This window comes from Polaromonas sp. P3_B4, from assembly GCF_056402835.1.
The window spans coordinates 3468574-3484576 of the sequence record NZ_JBFUGQ010000001.1; the positions used below are offsets into that span (position 1 = coordinate 3468574).

At 62.5% G+C, this 16003-nt stretch carries 9 protein-coding genes and 1 tRNA gene; 2 read left to right on the plus strand and 8 right to left on the minus strand.

Translation table 11 applies throughout. The features are described from left to right. Window positions 1-183 precede the first annotated feature (183 nt). Window positions 184-1422: a cation:dicarboxylate symporter family transporter gene (locus AC1DVV_RS16470; protein ID WP_457281564.1), complete on the plus strand. Its 1239-nt coding sequence runs from the start codon at window positions 184-186 to the stop codon at window positions 1420-1422. Here the strand turns inward: AC1DVV_RS16470 and AC1DVV_RS16475 are convergent. The 7 genes from AC1DVV_RS16475 to AC1DVV_RS16505 form a co-directional block, all read right to left on the minus strand. Further along, on the minus strand, window positions 1368-3230 hold the full coding sequence (locus AC1DVV_RS16475) for a peptide transporter (RefSeq protein WP_457281565.1): 1863 nt from the start codon (window positions 3228-3230) through the stop codon (window positions 1368-1370). The genes AC1DVV_RS16470 and AC1DVV_RS16475 overlap by 55 nt on opposite strands. A 63-nt stretch (window positions 3231-3293) precedes the next feature. Then, complete coding sequence (locus tag AC1DVV_RS16480; RefSeq protein ID WP_457281566.1) at window positions 3294-4847, minus strand: argininosuccinate lyase; 1554 nt, start codon at window positions 4845-4847, stop codon at window positions 3294-3296. Then, complete coding sequence (locus AC1DVV_RS16485) at window positions 4834-8730, minus strand: beta strand repeat-containing protein (protein WP_457281567.1); 3897 nt, start codon at window positions 8728-8730, stop codon at window positions 4834-4836. The genes AC1DVV_RS16480 and AC1DVV_RS16485 overlap by 14 nt, the downstream gene beginning before the upstream one ends. Window positions 8731-8739: 9 nt before the next feature. After that, a complete protein-coding gene (locus AC1DVV_RS16490) occupies window positions 8740-11769 on the minus strand; it encodes a ShlB/FhaC/HecB family hemolysin secretion/activation protein (protein WP_457281568.1) in 3030 nt (1009 codons plus the stop codon). 102 nt (window positions 11770-11871) lie between these two features. Continuing rightward, window positions 11872-12915 carry an alpha/beta fold hydrolase gene (locus AC1DVV_RS16495; RefSeq protein ID WP_457281569.1) on the minus strand — a complete coding sequence of 348 codons (1044 nt, stop codon included), beginning with the start codon at window positions 12913-12915 and terminating at the stop codon, window positions 11872-11874. A 474-nt stretch (window positions 12916-13389) separates the two neighbouring features. Further along, window positions 13390-14313, minus strand: a complete 924-nt coding sequence (locus tag AC1DVV_RS16500; RefSeq protein ID WP_477701519.1) for an NADP-dependent oxidoreductase — start codon at window positions 14311-14313, stop codon at window positions 13390-13392. A 15-nt stretch (window positions 14314-14328) separates the two neighbouring features. Further along, window positions 14329-14763, minus strand: a complete 435-nt coding sequence (locus AC1DVV_RS16505) for an ester cyclase (protein WP_477667632.1) — start codon at window positions 14761-14763, stop codon at window positions 14329-14331. Between the two features lie 98 nt (window positions 14764-14861). Between AC1DVV_RS16505 and AC1DVV_RS16510 the strand changes: the two genes are divergently transcribed. Beyond that, window positions 14862-15773, plus strand: coding sequence for a LysR family transcriptional regulator (locus AC1DVV_RS16510; protein WP_457281572.1), 912 nt, complete (start codon window positions 14862-14864; stop codon window positions 15771-15773). Window positions 15774-15880: 107 nt separating this feature from the next. On the opposite strand, the gene AC1DVV_RS16515 is transcribed toward AC1DVV_RS16510, so the two are convergent. Beyond that, window positions 15881-15956: transfer RNA gene (locus AC1DVV_RS16515), tRNA-Arg, on the minus strand. Window positions 15957-16003 lie beyond the last annotated feature (47 nt).

The window sequence follows — 16003 nt, forward strand, 5'->3', positions numbered from 1 at the left end:
GTATTTTCGGATTTTATGTATATGCCCGCGACGATGCGTGACACCTTCGCGTCTTGATACTCGCCGTCCATCCGCAAAAAACAACCGTATGGCGCGGCCCCCGCGCCGTGGCGGCCAAGCCGCCCGTAGACTGGGTGATCGATGATCAAAATCAGAAGAACGCTTTGCCATCCCATTGCGCAAATGGCTCTCGCCTTTGCCGCCGGCATCCTGCTGGGGAATTTTTTTCCCTCAGTCGGCGCGATGATGAAACCCCTCAGCGACGGCTTTCTGCGCCTGATCAGCATGCTGATCGGCGTGCTGATCTTTTGCCTGGTGGTGTCCGGTATCGCCAGCATGCGCAACCGGCTGCAGGCCACAAAGGTGGGTGTCAAGGCCATCATCTACTTCGAGGCCATGACCTTGATCTCGCTGCTGGCGGGCATGTTGGGCGCCTTGTTGCTGACGCCCGGCAAGGGTTTCGCGCCAGATTTTGCGGCTGACGTCGCACAGCGCGCTGCGCCTGCAAAGGCCGCGGAAAGCACAACCGACTTTTTGCTCAACATCATCCCCCCGACATTTGCCAGCGCCTTCACCGGCAACAACAACCTGCAGATCCTGCTGCTGGCGCTGCTGTCGGGCATTGCACTGGCGCGCGCGGGTGAACGCGGGCACAAGCTGCTGGAGCTCATCGAAGCGGTGCAGCAAGTATGGCTCGGCATGGTCGGCATGGTCCTGAAGCTGGCCCCACTGGCTGCATTCGGTGCAGTCGCCTTCATGATTGGCCGTTACGGGATGTCCTCGGTGTTGCCACTGCTGCATTTTCTCGCCGCGATTTATCTCGTCAGCATCCTGTTTGTCTTCGTGGTGATGGGCCTTCTCGCGCGCGCCGCCGGTTGCAACATCTTCCGCCTGGTCGCCTATGTCAAAGAAGAGCTGCTGCTGGTCTTCTTCACCACTTCGTCAATAGCCGCCTTGCCGAGTCTGGTCGGAAAAATGGAAAAAATGGGCTGCGCCAAACCGGTGGCGCGCTTGATGCTGCCGACCGGTTTTAGTTTCAACCTGAACGGCAGCAACATCTATATCGCCATGGCGGCGATCTTCCTGGCGCAGGTGGCGCATGTCGAGCTGGGTTTCTGGTCACTGCTGTCACTGCTGGGCATCGCGATGCTGACATCCAAGAGCGCCGCCAGCGTCGCCGGTTCGGCCTTTGTGGCCCTGACCGCGACGTTGGCCAGCCAGAACCTCATACCGATCGCGGGCATTGTCCTGTTGCTGAGCATAGAGCGGTTGATGAAATGCCGCTCCCTCACCAACATGCTCGGCAACTGCGTGGCCTGCGTCGTCGTGTGCGCCTGGGAAAAAGCCCTGGACCGCCAAGCGATGCATCAGGCCCTGTCGGGCAAGGCCTCCTCCTCGTCCGCCGTCGCCGACCAGATCTGATACAGGCGTTCGCCCAGGCATTCCGCACGGCCTTCGAACAAGGTATTCAGGCACTCGGGCCGCTCCAGCTGCCGGTACAGTGCAGCCCGTTCCGGGTAGTTGTCAGCCATGCGAACGGCGGCGGCAATGTAGCCCTCCACGCTGTCGGCGATGGCCCAGTCCGGCAGGCCCAGCCGGCGGAACAGCCCTTCGTCGATGTGTTCAAACACTTCCGGCCCTGTCTTGCACACGCCGGGCAAACCGACCGTCACGGCATCGGTAATGCCATTGGTGTTGCCGAAGGGAAAGGGGCTCAGGAACATGTCGCAGCGGCTGAAGATAGCCAGGTAGTCCGGGTAGGGCTGGTGCGCGTAGATTTCCGCGTCCGGCAGATAGCGGCGTATCACCCTTCGCACTTGCGGATAGATCAGGCCGGTTGCCTGTCCAATCAGGAAATGAAACCGTATCTGCTTGCGTGAGCCCGCGCGTATTTTCTGGCAGGTCACCAGGAATTTCGGATTGATCTTCATGGTGGTCGCGGCCACGGCGATGTTGACGACCGCCGAGTCCTGCCGCTGCGGCCGTGCCAGCGAGACTTCGATGGCGGACGGGCGGTAGGGCTGCCCGTCTTTCGGCAGACGCAGCAGGGTTTCGCTGAAGCAGGCGGGATCGCCGACAAAATCGTCTTCCACGCTGATGTAATCGATACGGTCGGAATGCGTGGTGGCGGGATGGCCCAGCGCTGCCACCTGCACGGGTGCCAGGCGCTGATTGGCCGCGAACATGGTGATGGGAAACATGCCGACGCTGGGCATGTAAAACACGGCGGGCCTGAGGGAGCCGGCCAGCGCGTGCAGCTGGCGCAGGCAGGCGATCATGTCATTGGGCGCGGCGAAATCAATCACCTCATCAAACACCGCCCGGCCCAGTTCGTCGATGTTGCCGGGGTAAGCAATGGCCACCAGGCGAAAATGCCGGCGAGCGGCCTCCAAAGTCCTGGAATGCGTGCGGTAAATCGAATGCCCACCGGAGAACCACTCGAGCAGTACCAGCATGATGGGCTTGTCCGCACTTTGCGCGGCGAGCGCGGGCGCAACGCGCCCCAGGCCCAGCGCCTCGAGCTTCTTGCGAACCAGCCGGTTGATGGGGCGCTTGATCTCGTGGCGGTCGGGCAGGTCGGCGTAGCTGCAGTGCATGTACACGTCGTGCAGGATGCCTACCGGCAGGATGTCCAGGCTTTCGATTTCCTCGAGGTGGGCGGGGAGCCAGGCGAGCAGCGCCTCGCGCTTGGAATGCGCAGCTGGCGAGCCGAGAAAGCGCGGCGACAGCAGGGCCGTGAACAGCGCGGCGGCCAGCTTTTTGTTCTGCCGCCACAGCAATTCCACGTCCAGCGGGATTTCCGATTCGGGGGAATACAGGATGCAGAACTTCACGAGATCCCGTTCGCTCACGTGGAACTCCGGTGCGCCGGAGCCCAGGAAATTGAGCGACCTCAGGATATGGTCGCAATGGACAAAGGCGCTGGCGGCAAACAGCGCCGACAACCAGCGCTGGAAGTTGATGAGCTGGCCGAAGCCGCCGGGCGAGACATGGAAGGTCGGGTCGGAAAACAGGGCCGAGATGGCGCTGGTGAGGCGGGTCAGGCCGTGCGCGTCACGCTCCTGCGCACCTATGGCGGCCGACAGGCTGAGCGCGAAGTTGCCGTCCAGGTTGCCGTAGTTCCTGTCTATGAGCAGCAGCAGCTTGACCAGCTCTCGCGCAGCCGGCTCCTGCTGGCGGGAGTAGCACAGGTATTCGAAATTCTCCAGCGAAAAAATATCGTCAGCCATGGTGCCCTTGTCGATGGCCCCGTCAGGCCGACAGCGCCAGTATCGCCGCTACCGCCGTGAAACTCACTGGACCAGCCCGGAAAAGGTGCGGTCCAGGTTGTACTGGGCACGCGCGAGCTTGTCCTGCTGCGCCTTGAGCCAGGCGGAGTCCTGCTCTAACCGGCTCTTCTCGGCCGCCAGCATCCTGACGGTCTCCGTGCGCTGCGGACCGCCCAGGCCCTTGCTGGAGGCCAGCATGTTCTGCGCGGTCAGCGACGTACGGAAGCGCTCCTGCGTCAGCGGAAATTCCGCCCGTGGGAAATCAAAGGCCTTCACCGCCTCTGCATACAACTGCCTGGCGACGTCGAAGGGAATCTCGGCGGGCTTGAGCTTGTTGGCGCGGCCGTAGTTGACCAGGTCCGAGGCGAAATGGTGGCCGACCCGGAAGGGAACGTCGGCGTCGCGCTGCAGGATGTCGGCCAGCTCGGTGGTGGTGGAGTAATCGGCGTCAACTTCCTGCAGCGCGCGGTTGCGATCGATGACGAGGTGGTTCATCAGGTCAGCCAGCTTCACGAAGGCATTGGCCGTGAGGTCCAGGGTTTTGTCGACCTGGTCGCGCTTGTAGTCGGGCATGCCGGGCGTGACGTTGTGCGCCTCCAGTTGGTAGGTGAAGGCGCCGCCCACCACCTCGCTGGCCTGCAGCCGCAGCACGTTGAGGGCATAAGGATTGCGCTTTTGCGGCATGATGCTGCTCGTGCCGGTGAGCCGCCCCTCCTGGATGGTGATCCAGGGAGCGGTCTGGTGGTACTGGGTGTGCATATCCTGCGCCAGCAGGCCTATCATCAGCGCCGCGTTGCTGCACAGGCCCACCAATTCCACGCCCTGGTCGAGCGCGCCGAGCTGGGCCGCGTCGTAGGAGTTTTCCACCACGCCGTCAAAACCCAGCAGCTCCGCCAAGCGCTGGCGGTTGACCGGAAAACTCGAGGTACCGAGCGCGCCCGCGCCCAGCGGGCTCATATTGAGGCGCGCATAAGCCTCCTTCAGTCGCGCGCTGTCGCGCCCGAAGACCGAGGCGAAGGCCAGCAGGTAGTGCGCGTAAGTAGTGGGCTGGGCCTGCACGCCGTTGGTATAGGCCGGCACGATGGTGTCCAGGTTCTTCTCGGCCACAGCCAGTAGTTGCGCTTTCGATTGGATCATCGCGTCCATTAGAACTAGCGCACGCTCGCGCTGGATCAGGCGCCGCGTGGTGGACAGGATGTCCTGGCGGCTACGGCCTGAATGCATGCGCGAACCGTCGGGGCCGGCCAACGCCAGGATCAACGGCTCATACTGCAAATAGTCACCCGGGCGCTTGGCACCCGACTGGTTGCCTTCCCTGATCACTTGTTCAACAGCCCGCGCGATTTTTTTCCCAAGCTCAGGCGGGACGATTTTTGTCTCGACCACCATCACGGTTGAGGCCTTGTTCATCTCGCCGAGGAAATGGAAGTTGTCGTGCTCGGCTTGCCCGGTTTTCTTGTCTGCGGCGACAGCCACAGCGGACAGCGATACCAGCAACAGCAGAACCAGCCGCCCGGCGCGGCGCGGCATTATGGAGCCAGTGAACGCCGCGGCGGACGCAGGTTCAAGGCGTTGCATCTTCTTTGCCTGCGGCGGATGCATTGAGATTGGCATTGGACGACACCACGGAAATAGTGAGCCTGTCCGCTCCGCCGCTGGAGGATGGGGATGCAGTATCGCCGACAAGGGGCGCCATCCAGTCGCTACCGGCCATATCCGACTGCAGCGCGGCGGTCGCGGCGGCCGAATCGGCGCTGGTCAGGCTGTTGCTCATCTTGCCGCCGAGATTACGCAGCACGACACCGGATCCGGTGGCGGTGATCGTCGTGGCGTCCGAAGACTGGCTGAAGGGCTGCCCACTCGGCGCACTGGCGCTAATGAGCAAGACGCCGTTTTCCACCTGCAGCTTGTTGGTGCCGCCGTCTATGCGCACACCATAGCTGCCGCCGGAGCCCGATACGCGAAGATTTCCGTTACCACCCGTACTGACGGTATTGAAGGCATTGGCGCTGCTGCCGACGATAGAGAGGCCCTCGCCGGAGCCGGCGGTCGTCGCCTGGATGTCGATGTCGCCGCTGCCCGATGTGATGCTGATGCCGTTGGCGGCGCCCGAGGCCGCAGTGCGCAGGAGAACTGCCGGCGCCGCAGACGCCGCGCTGCTGTTGCCCGTGATCGAGAGTTTGCCCGACACCGTGGAAATGGCGGCGGAACTGGTCGCCGTCGACGGGTAAATGGCGACGCCGCTGCCATAAGTGGAACTGCCGGCCACGCTCACCGAACCGCTGCCAGTGGCGCGTATGACGTTGTTGCCGGTCAGCACGCCTACCCCGTCACCGTAAACGCTGCTCCCGGTGATTGCGAGCGCACCGTTCTCGACGCTGACCAGGGCCTTTCCTCCGCCGTAGATGCTGACCCCGTTGCCCTGGTCGGCGGCGTTGCCGACCAGCGTCACATTGCCCGCGCCCGTGGTCTGGATGCGGTTGGCGACGTTCTGGATGGCGATGCCGTGGTCGAGTTCGCCGACGTTGGGCGAGTGGAAGTTGCCGACCAGCGTGATGTTGCCGCCCTGCGAGGCGATGTTGTTGACCGAGTTGGTGCTGGTGGCGCTGCCGCCCAGGGCGATGGCGTCCGAGGTGCCTATGGAGTCGCCGCGCAGCGTGATGTTGCCGCTCACGGTGCTGACGTTGACGCCGTTCGAATTGCCGGTGGAGTTCAGGAAGATGCCGTAGCCGCCGAAGCTGCTGGTGCTGTTGCCGTTGACGGCAATGGCGCCGCTGCCGGTGCTGATGTTGATCGCCGCGTTGGCGCCGGAAGGCGCGATGTCTACGCCGCGCCCCGAATAACTGGTGCCGTCCAGCGTCAGCGCACCCGACTGCGTGCCCAGGTTGATGCTGGCGTAGGCGCCGCTGGCGTCCAGCGACACGGCCTTGAAAGAACCGGTGGTGGGGTTGACCACGCTGTTGTTGGCCAGCAGCTTGAGCGCGCCGGCCGTGCTGTTGATGTTGACCTGCGAGGCGGTGGCCGCGCTGGTGCCGCTGCCCGAGCTCAGCAGGCCCAGCGCCGGCGTGGTGCCGCCCGAGGTGTTGCCGGCCACCGTGATGTTGCCGTCGGAGAAGATGCTGATGGAAGAGCCGGAACCCGTCGAGTTGAGCACCGTGCCGTAGCTGCCGGTGCTGCTGCCGCCCAGCGTGATGGCGCCGCCCGCCGTGGCATTGAGCACCACGGCGCCGTTGCCGGAGGCCGCGAGGTAAACGCCGCGGCCGGCACCGGCAAAGCCGTTGGCATTGGCCTGGATGGTCAGGTTGCCGCTGCCCACGCTGAGTTTTTGCGTGGAGGTGCTGGCCGTCGAGCAGATCAGCACACCGAAGCCCGAGCTGGCATTGCCGCTGATCGTCAGATTGCCCGAGCCGCTGGCGGCCAGGGTGTTGTTGGTGCTGAAGATGCGCGTGCCATTGCCGCTGCCCAGGTTGATGCTTTCCACCGTGATGGAACCGGCGCCGCTGGTGAGCACGTTGCTGCCGCCGGTGAGCACAAAGGCGTCGCCGGTCGCACTGGCGCTGGCGACATTGGCCAGGATGGAGATGTTGCCGCCACCGGCATTGAGCGTGGAGGCGCCGGATATATTCACCGCACTGGTGGTGGCGCTTGTCGAGGTGGAGGCGCCGCGTATCGTGATGTTGCCGCCGCTGGTGCTCAGCGAAGCGCCATTCAGTGCCACGCCCGAGGCGCCGCTCTGGTTAGTGGCGGCATAGCCGGTCAGCGGATTGCTGCCGCCGCTGATGGTGATGGCCCCGCCGTTGGTGGTGATGGTGCTGCCGGTCAATGCCACCGAGCCGTTGCCGGTGTCGCCGTAGTTGGAGACCAGCGAGACATTGAGGCTTTTGCCGGTGCCGTTGGAAATGACGCGGCCGCTGCCGATGATGATGTTGCGGTGCGCCTGCAGGGTCAGCGAGGCATTGCCCACACCCTTGACGTTGTCCAGCACATTGATGTCGCCCGCGGTGCCGCCGGCGGCAGAGGTTTGGACTATCACGTTGGCGCCTTCGGACAGCGAAGCGTTGAGTACGCCCGAATTCAGGGTGGAATTGGCTGCACCGCTCGAGGTGAAGGGCGAGCTCCCGGTCGCGCCGGAGCTTGCCGCGCTCGTGATGTTGATGTTGTAGGGGTCGATCAGCCAGGTGCCGCCCTTGCCGGAGGCCGCACTGATATTCACCGAACCCGTTGCATCCAGGTGGTGGCCAGAGGTCTCGACCAGGCCGCCGCTGCCGGTCTGCCCGCCGCCCAGCACCGTGATGCCGCCGTGAAACTGCGTGCTGTCGGTGGACCACAGGATGACTTTGCCGCCGTCGCCGCTGTTGAGCGCGTCAGCGTGAATGCGGGCGCCCTCCCCCATATAGGTTCCGACGGCCTGGCGCTCGGTACCACTGCCCTGGTAGTTGCCGCCGACCAGTACCGTGCCGCCACCGGCATCGCCGGAAGCATCGATTCGGGCGCCGTCGAACACACCGACGTACTGGCCCAAAGCCTTGAAACTGCCGCCGGTTTCACCGGCATCGCGGCCGGAGACGTCGACACGGCCGCTCAAGGCGACAATGCCTGCCTCCCCGCCGTCAAGCAGGACCGTGCCGTTTCGGCGCTGCAGGCTGGTCGCCTCGATCACGCCTTCGTTGTTGACCACATTGGACATCAGCGCGTCGCCGGAGCGGGCCGACATGACGACCAGGCCACCGTTGGCCTTGAGCAGCCCCTGGTTCACCACACTGGCGCCCAGCGAAGGGTCACTCACCTGCATATTGATCAGGCCGTCACCGTTGAAGTCCAACGTGATATTCTTGCCGGCGCCCAGCATCACGCTGCCCAGACGGGCAGTGATGCTGCCCACATTGCGCACCTGCGCACCCAGCAGCGCCACGTACCCGCCGTCAGCCGCCACGATGCTGCCCTCATTGATCACGGCGCCGCCCGCGCTGCCGGCTTCAAACCGATTGTTGCCGGCCATGAAGTTGCCGTCCGAGATGTTCAGTGAGCTGGCCACCAGGCCGCCGACATTGACAGCTGAACCCTGGCCGAACAGGATGCCCGAGGGATTGATCAGGTAGACCTGCCCGTTGGCATTGAGCTGGCCCATGATCTGCGAGGCATCGCTGGATGTGACGCGGTTGAGGGCCACCGACGAGGCCGAGGGCTGCGCGAAATTGACTTTGGCCGCGCTACCGATGTTGAAAGTGTTCCAGGTAGCGACCATCCGGTCGCTGCCCTGTACCACGTTCATGACGTTGCCGCTCTGGCTGATGCTGCCGCTGCCAGCTGTGACCTGACCATTGGTAGGTAAGGCGCTGGCGTCCAGCGCATATCCCCGTACCGGGTAAATGGCGCAAAGCGCTGACAGCATGGCTGCACTCAGCGGTGTCAGCGTCGGGCGGCTTTTACGTGGGGAAACCGGGGAAGAGTGGTATGTCATGCGAGCCCCTCAGAACGTGTAGTTGATACCGAAACCGATCGCGCGGATCGTGGTGCCTGCGCCTGCACTGCCGAACACGCCGGCAACGGCGTAGTTGTAATTGGCCAGCGGTTGGTTGCGCAGCAGCACGTACTGCCCGAAAATCCTGAGCTGCTTGCTCCAGGCATAGGAGAAACCGATGGCCTGGGAGGTCGCACCCATACCTTCCGTCGAACAGTTCACGCCATTGCCGGAAATCATGGCGCAGTCGCCTGCGAAGGCTTTGGCATGGCTGGCGCGCAACTGCCAGGCACCTATCTTGTGTGAGACGCCGACCATGTAGGCGCGGCGGCGGTAGCTGGCGAGGTCGCTTGAAGTGACGCTGGTGTTGATGACACCGGACTCGGCATAGCTCAGTTCGTCGGCGATCAGCGAAACCTTGGTATCGCCAAAATCGTAGGCCACGCCGTAGCGCACGCTGTAGTCATTGGACGAAGTGCCTTGCGTGACGTGGGTATTGGTACCTACCCCGCGCGCGTTGCGGCCCAGGCTGGCTATGCCGAAATAATTCACATGCTGCTCAGCCGCAACCACAGCAGAGAATCTGCCGTTCTCATACGACAGGCTGCCGCCGTAGAGGTAGCCTGTATCAACGTCCGGCGCGGCCTTCATGCCGTTGTTCGAATAAGCCAGCTTGAGCTGGAAGCCGCCCATCTTGGGCGTCCAGTAGCCGAACACGCCGGCCTGGCGGCGGTTGAAAGCGGCATCGTCGTTGTTTTCCACCGCCGCCGTGCCCACCGGGCCGGAGTTTTTAGTGATGCTGGTGGCGAAGCCCGGTGACCCGATGATGTTGTAGTGCGCCGCACTGGTGGTCGCCCCGAAGGGGTCGAAGGAAGAGGTGCTTTCCTTGAGCGGCATGTCCCAGTTGCCGTACATCGCGGTGCCAGCGTCTGGATGGGCGACAGCCACGCCGGTATTACGCAGCTCTTGCCTGTGTGTCCAGTTCGGGGTCGCGTCGTCTCCGGCCGCGCCCGCGCTCAGCGACAGGCCCAGCTCCAGCTGCCACAGCGCCTTCCACTGTTCATAAATGGGGATGCCGCCACGCGCGCCCACATACGACACATTGTCGCGCGCACGCCAGAAGCCCGACATGTTGCGCCCATTGGGCGTGGCCAGCTTGCTCTGGTCGGCGGGCGCCGCAGGCGTCGCGCCTGAGCGGCTCACGTATTCGGGGATGATGCCCAGTGAGCCGTACAGCCGCATGCCGTCTTCCGCCTCCTCGAAATCCTCGCCCCGGCTGCCGCTGCTGGAGGCCAGGCCCGTGAAGGCCTGGGGTGAACCCGACACCGATAGCCACAGGCGACGCGCGCTTTTTGGTTCGCTGACTGGATTGACGCCGGGCGACACCGCGATGCTGGCATTGAACACCAGGTCCTTGTTGTAGACGTTCAGGCCCACGCCATAGCCGTAGCGGCTCGCGCGGTTTTCGCTGTTGTCCCACGGCTTCTTGTTAATGGTCACGCGCCCCGCATCGGCGAACAGCGCACCTTCCACGACGGAGTTGCCGACAACACCCAGGGTCTTGCGCAGTTCCAGACGCGCCAGCATGCCCTGGTCGCCCGCGGCTTCGCCGGCAGGGTACGCGCGCACGCCGCCGGATCCGCCCAGGCTCATTTTCTCTGACGCGTCCAGGTTCTTGTCGGCGTACTGCGCGGTGACCGAGCCCAGCAGAGAGTAGCCGCCGCCAAGCTGCTGCAGGCGGCTGAACGACAGGTTGAGCTTTTTGTAGTCGCCTGCCGCATTGGCCGTGAAACGGTCCAGTGCTGCGTCGTTGGGCGTTTCTTTTTTCAGATAACCCATACCCAAACGCGCGTTCCAGCTGTTGTTCGCCGACGCGCCTGTCCAGTCGTCACGCCAGTCGCCAGACAGGCCCGCACTCATCAGGTTGGCAGACTTTTCGACGGTCGTGCCGCCAGTCGTGTCCTGGAAATGCCGGTATTCCGTCGCCAGCGACAGATTCATGTTGGCGCGCCGGCTGCGCAGCAACGCCGCGTTGAGAAACAGCGTGCTCACGCGGGCTTCACCTCTGGCCTCTACTTCCTTGAGGTTTTTGCCAATGTTGTATTGCAGACCCGCAAAGTTCGCGCCTACCGACAGCCCTGTCGTGCCGAGGGGCTGCACATAACCAACGCCTGCAATGCGCAGGCCTTCAAAAGTTTGCTGCGTATTCAGGCTGAAGCTTTCGCCCATGCCCAGTGCGTCGTTGAGGCTCAGGTTGGCGGACAGGCGATTGGCACCGGTGTAATAGCTGCCACCGTTGTCGATGCTCACGCGCGAGGTGATCGCCCCCATCTCGCTGACCTTGACGATGATGTCGGTGGCGCCCGGTTCTGCCGAAGGCCGCAACACCGCCTTGACCGTCACACCGGCGATGTCAGAGAGCCGCAGCAGCGTGTTTTCGAGGTCGCTTTCCTGGATCACCTCGCCCGGCTGTAGTCCCGCGAGATGTCGGCCTATCAGGTCCGGGTCCAGGCGCACGTTGGCATCGGGCTCGGCCACCACCCGGCCGATGACGCCTTCACGGATGCCGAGGGCAACCACACCGCCTTGTATTTCCTGTGCGGGGAGGTAGGCGCGCGCTACCAGGTAGCCCCGGGTGCGATAGTAGGCCGTGATTTTGGCGGCGGCTTTGCCCAGTCCGGCGAAGTCCAGCTCGCGGCCGACAAACTCCTGCAGTTGGGCTTGCAGCTCGGATGCCGGCAGAGACCGGTTGCCGCTCAGTACAAAACCCGTGACCTGTATGCCCGTCCCACCGGCGGGGGGGCTCTGGCCCTCATCACTGCCTTCCACCTCTTTTTCGATGCGCGCAGGACGCTGCACTGCCGCCGGCGGGCCGGCATTTTCCGTCGGCGAGAGCTGTTGCCGGTTCGCGTCGAAAAGAGTACCGGCGCTGGGCGGCGTCTGTGCATGGACGGCAAAAGGTGCGGCGGCCAGCATTGCGCAGATCTGCGATGCGAGGATTTTTCGCCGTGGTGCGGCAAGGCGTGAGGGTTCCATCATGGTTTTCGTCTTCTGTCTTGGTGTTGTATCCGCGCGTCTCTGTGCTTCTTCTTTTTTCTTGTTGTGCTCGTTCGGCTTGTCTCTGTTTGTCCCGGCTATTCGCTAGTTGCCGGCGGCATGGAAAATTTTTGCAGCAACATCGCGGGACTCAAAAATTTCGGCCGCTTCGTGGCCCGCGTCCGGCACCACCATGACCGCACGCGTCACGGGTGTCTGCCATTTCTGGGCTAAAAACTGTTCGTAGCGCATGTAATTCCTGTGCCGATTCAGCCGGTCCGTGCCCTGCATGGCGGCCCCGCAGGATTTGTCGAGTGACTCGTAGGCTGGGTCGTTGTCCTGCGCGCCCACCAGGTAGAGGACCTCGCGCGCCGCATAGCGCTTGAACAACTGTTCGCCGTCCAAGCCCTGCCCATAGGGAACCATGTTGCCCAGGCCGTAGCGGAAGTTGTTGTAACCGGGGCAGAGGATGCTGTTCACAGGCTTGAAGCTCCCACCCTCCGGACGGCTGTCATCCAGGTACAAATAGGAAGACGGGCTGGAGACCACATACCGCACGCGGATGCCCGACTTGCGCAACCCCTCCTCGCTGTTGTTGAGCACGGCATAGCGCTGCATTAGCTGCCCACCGGCCGAGTGGCCGATGAAAACGATTTCCTTAAGTACGGGAAAACGCTTGCCCGCGCTCAGGTAGCGGGCGATATCGTCCAGCACGCCGCAGGAATTGATAGCCTCCTTGCCCCGGGAGGGCTGGCACTGCATCCAGTTGCCACCGCGCCAAAGCGGGATATTGCCGTCAGGCGAAGTGTCTGATGCCGTCAGGAAGTGGGGCACCAGCAGCAACGTGCTTGATGCGTCCAGCCGCGCGGCTTCCAGCAAGCCCAGGCCCACGCCAAAATAACGGTCGGCATCGCGCTGCACGCCATGTACAAAAATGACCGCACGCTTGATCCCGGCGTCCGGCTGGCGCAAGTCAATGTTGGAATAGACCGCAAAGGGATAAGCGGTGCCCGCGGCTTCCAGGTCAATTACCTGCTCCCTGGGCGGTTCGCCGGCGGCTTTATCAGCTGCAGCGAAAAGACGCGCGCCAAAGAAAGCCAAGCCCATTGCCACCACCAGTTGTAACCACCTGTTTCGAGCACGTGTCATACCTGTATCTCGCTTTGTCAAAAATGCAGACATCGAAAGGCTTGACGCGTTGTGCTCGAATGCCGGGCGCTCCCGGCGTACGCACTACAAATGGATCACAAATCCAGCGTTTCCCTTCACGGCCTTTTTTAGGAGATCCACCGGAAAGATCAGTTGTAATAACTTGCAACTTACGGTGTTGTTGGCGATTCTAGGAAGACAACCGCTACCTGTAAAATATCTTGATTCTGGTACATCGATACTTTAAAAGTATCTTATGAGCAAGAATCCAGCAGCGAGGATCAGCGCGACACGTAATGGACGTTGGCCACTGGATTGATACCGGGTAGGCATCGGTTCCACGCAAATTCGGCGTGGACGTATCTCGACTCCACTGCTGGAATGCGGTCTGGCGCTAACCCCGTGCGCTCTAAGGGGTTAGCCGCTGAGCGTGCGTTTTTGACGGAAGGTCCCAAGGCGCCATTGCCTCGCGGATCAGCGCGACGTGCGGATGATGACCTTGCCGCGCGCATGACCGCCGGCCACCTGCTCAAGCGCCGCGCGGGCGTCATCCAGCGGATGGATTGTGTCGAGGATCACCTGGAGCCGTTTGTCGTCGAAGCGCTTGAGAATCAGCGTCAATGCCGCAGCATCCCCGCTGAAGAATGCGAAGACGCCGTGGATATCTCCACGCGGCTGTATCGTGTGATCGACGATCGACACCACCGTCCCGCCCGGCCTTGTCGCTCGCCACGACCGCTCGAGGGTCTCCCCACCAATCGTGTCGATGACCAGGTTCAGGTCTCGCCAACGCTCTGCAAAGTCATCACGGCGGTAATCGATGACTTCGTCCGCACCCAATTCTTTGACCAGTGTGTGGTTCTTTGCAGAAGCCGTGGCTAAGACGTGCGCACCTGCCTGCCTTGCGAACTGGACGGCGAAGCTGCCCACGCCACCGGCTGCCGCGTGAATCAGCACGCGCTGCCCCGCCCTTAACTTTCCAGCCCCAAACAGTGCCAGCCAGGCCGTACCTGCTGCCGTCGGCAACGCTGCGGCCTGCTCGTAGCTCATCTCTGCAGGAACCAGGCACAACGCGCTTGCAGACAGCAGGGCAGACTGTGCGAAGGCACCCCCCGCCGTCGGCGCGAGCCTCCCCACGACGCGGTCACCAGGCTTGAACCGGCCAACCTTTGGACCCGCGGCTTCAATCACACCGGCGAGGTCAGTACCTAACGTATAGGGCAAAGTGACAGGAAAGACAGGCTGCATGGACCCGCCAAGGATTTTCAGATCCAGCGGGTTCACGCTCGCCGCCTCGACGCGAACCAGGGCCTGACCGTCACCCGGTGTGCCCAGGACGGCGTGTTCAATATCCGCCCGGCTGGCGCCGCCGAATGCGTGGATGCGAAGTGCTTTCATCAAATACTTTCCCCGTTAATCGCCGAGTGGAGGGAAGCTTCCAAGTTGCAGGAAAACGCCAAACCAGTCTTCCAGGTGCCAGGTTCGCTGGATACGCGTCTCATGGAATTCGTGGAACTCGTGGATGCGGATGCTGACCTTTTTTCCGGTTGCCGCAATGCCGAAGAGTGGCCCCAGATGGGTACCCGTTATCTCAGCCCGTACACCGATACGCCCGGGTACCTGAATCAAGTCGTGAATGGCAATATGAACGTCCGGCAGGGCTCCGATGAAGCTGCGGATGATCGGTTTCAAACCCTCGGGTCCCGGGCCTTGCCCGGGCGCCAGCGGAATGTCATCCCAGTCGGCAGTCACAGCGCTGTCCAGCAGGTCAGGGTTCTTGTCGTTGAATGCGCGATACAAGGTTTCGACGGCGCGGCGCTCAGCCATCATTTGTGTGGTGTCGGTCATTTGTCCGGCTTTCGGTGGTTGAAGTGGAAGAAGGTCGATTCTGGTCGGCCGATGAAAATCCGTCCAACAAATGACTCATATACAGTTATATTTGATTCATGGATTTTCATGGCATTGATCTGAATCTGCTCGTGGCGTTTGACGCGCTGATGGACGAGTGCAATGTGACCCGCGCAGCCGCGCGGGTAGGCGTGAGCCAACCTGCCATGAGTGCCGCGCTGTCACGTCTGCGAACGTTGTTTGGCGACCCGCTGTTCCTGCGCAGCGCAGAAGGACTTCTGCCGACAGCGCGTGCCAGGGAAATCGTGGGGCCCGTGTCGCAAGCACTGCGGCAAATCAAGACAGCTCTCGTGCAAGAACCGGGCTTCGAGCCCGAGCAGGCATCTCTGGTATTCAACCTTGGGCTGTCCGACTATCCGGCTTTCGTACTGCTGCCCGCACTTGTCAGGGAGCTGGCGCGCGCGGCGCCGGGAATATCGCTGAGCGTGCACGCGATTAACAATCGGGATAGTGCGGTCGACATGCTGGACGCAGGAACGATTGATGCGGCAGTTGGCGTCCCGCCGACCCATGCAGAGAGCCGGATATTGACACGGCCTGTTCTGAGAGACGAGTTCGTGACCATCGTTCGCCGCGACAACCCGGCAGTGAAGCGAAGCATGGGTCTGAAGGCATTTCTTGCGCTGCCTCATGTACTCGTGTCACCGGAGGGTGATCGCCACGGCCTGGTTGACGAGGCGCTGGCCAGGCTGGGAAAACGCCGCACCCTCGCACTGACGCTTCCGCAGATGTTTGCCGCGCCCGCGGTGGTGGCCCAGACAGATACCACGGCGACGGTAATGAAGCGCGTGGCCCTCAATTCCCCGGCTCTGCGCAAGCTGGTCTTGTTTCCGCCGCCTGTTGCGCTGCCAGAAGTTGTCTTCGACCTCATCTGGCATCGACGGAACGATGCACATCAGGTGCAGCAATGGCTCAGGGAATTGATCGCATCACTTGCTTCGGCTGCCTAGAATAGTAAAACCCGCCAGTCGCTTCACCGTGACGAATTTCAGTGAAGTTGGGCTTTGAAACGCTGCGGCGTGCCTGCGCGACAACGGCAGACAAGAAAAACCATGATTGGTGCGGCTGGCGGGGATCGAACCCACGACCCTTGGCTTCGGAGGCCAATACTCTATCCACTGAGCTACAGCCGCAACGCTGGAAACGGTTTGCGCCGGATTGCGGCCGAGGGGCGCGAAAT

Excerpts from the sequence above, each read along its gene's own strand:
- AC1DVV_RS16470 (WP_457281564.1), top strand. The coding sequence starts at position 184 with ATGGCTCTCGCCTTTGCCGCCGGCATCCTGCTGGGGAATTTTTTTCCC.
- AC1DVV_RS16475 (WP_457281565.1), bottom strand. The coding sequence starts at position 3,230 with ATGGCTGACGATATTTTTTCGCTGGAGAATTTCGAATACCTGTGCTAC.
- AC1DVV_RS16480 (WP_457281566.1), bottom strand. The coding sequence starts at position 4,847 with ATGCAACGCCTTGAACCTGCGTCCGCCGCGGCGTTCACTGGCTCCATA.
- AC1DVV_RS16485 (WP_457281567.1), bottom strand. The coding sequence starts at position 8,730 with ATGACATACCACTCTTCCCCGGTTTCCCCACGTAAAAGCCGCCCGACG.
- AC1DVV_RS16490 (WP_457281568.1), bottom strand. The coding sequence starts at position 11,769 with ATGATGGAACCCTCACGCCTTGCCGCACCACGGCGAAAAATCCTCGCA.
- AC1DVV_RS16495 (WP_457281569.1), bottom strand. The coding sequence starts at position 12,915 with ATGACACGTGCTCGAAACAGGTGGTTACAACTGGTGGTGGCAATGGGC.
- AC1DVV_RS16500 (WP_477701519.1), bottom strand. The coding sequence starts at position 14,313 with ATGAAAGCACTTCGCATCCACGCATTCGGCGGCGCCAGCCGGGCGGAT.
- AC1DVV_RS16505 (WP_477667632.1), bottom strand. The coding sequence starts at position 14,763 with ATGACCGACACCACACAAATGATGGCTGAGCGCCGCGCCGTCGAAACC.
- AC1DVV_RS16510 (WP_457281572.1), top strand. The coding sequence starts at position 14,862 with ATGGATTTTCATGGCATTGATCTGAATCTGCTCGTGGCGTTTGACGCG.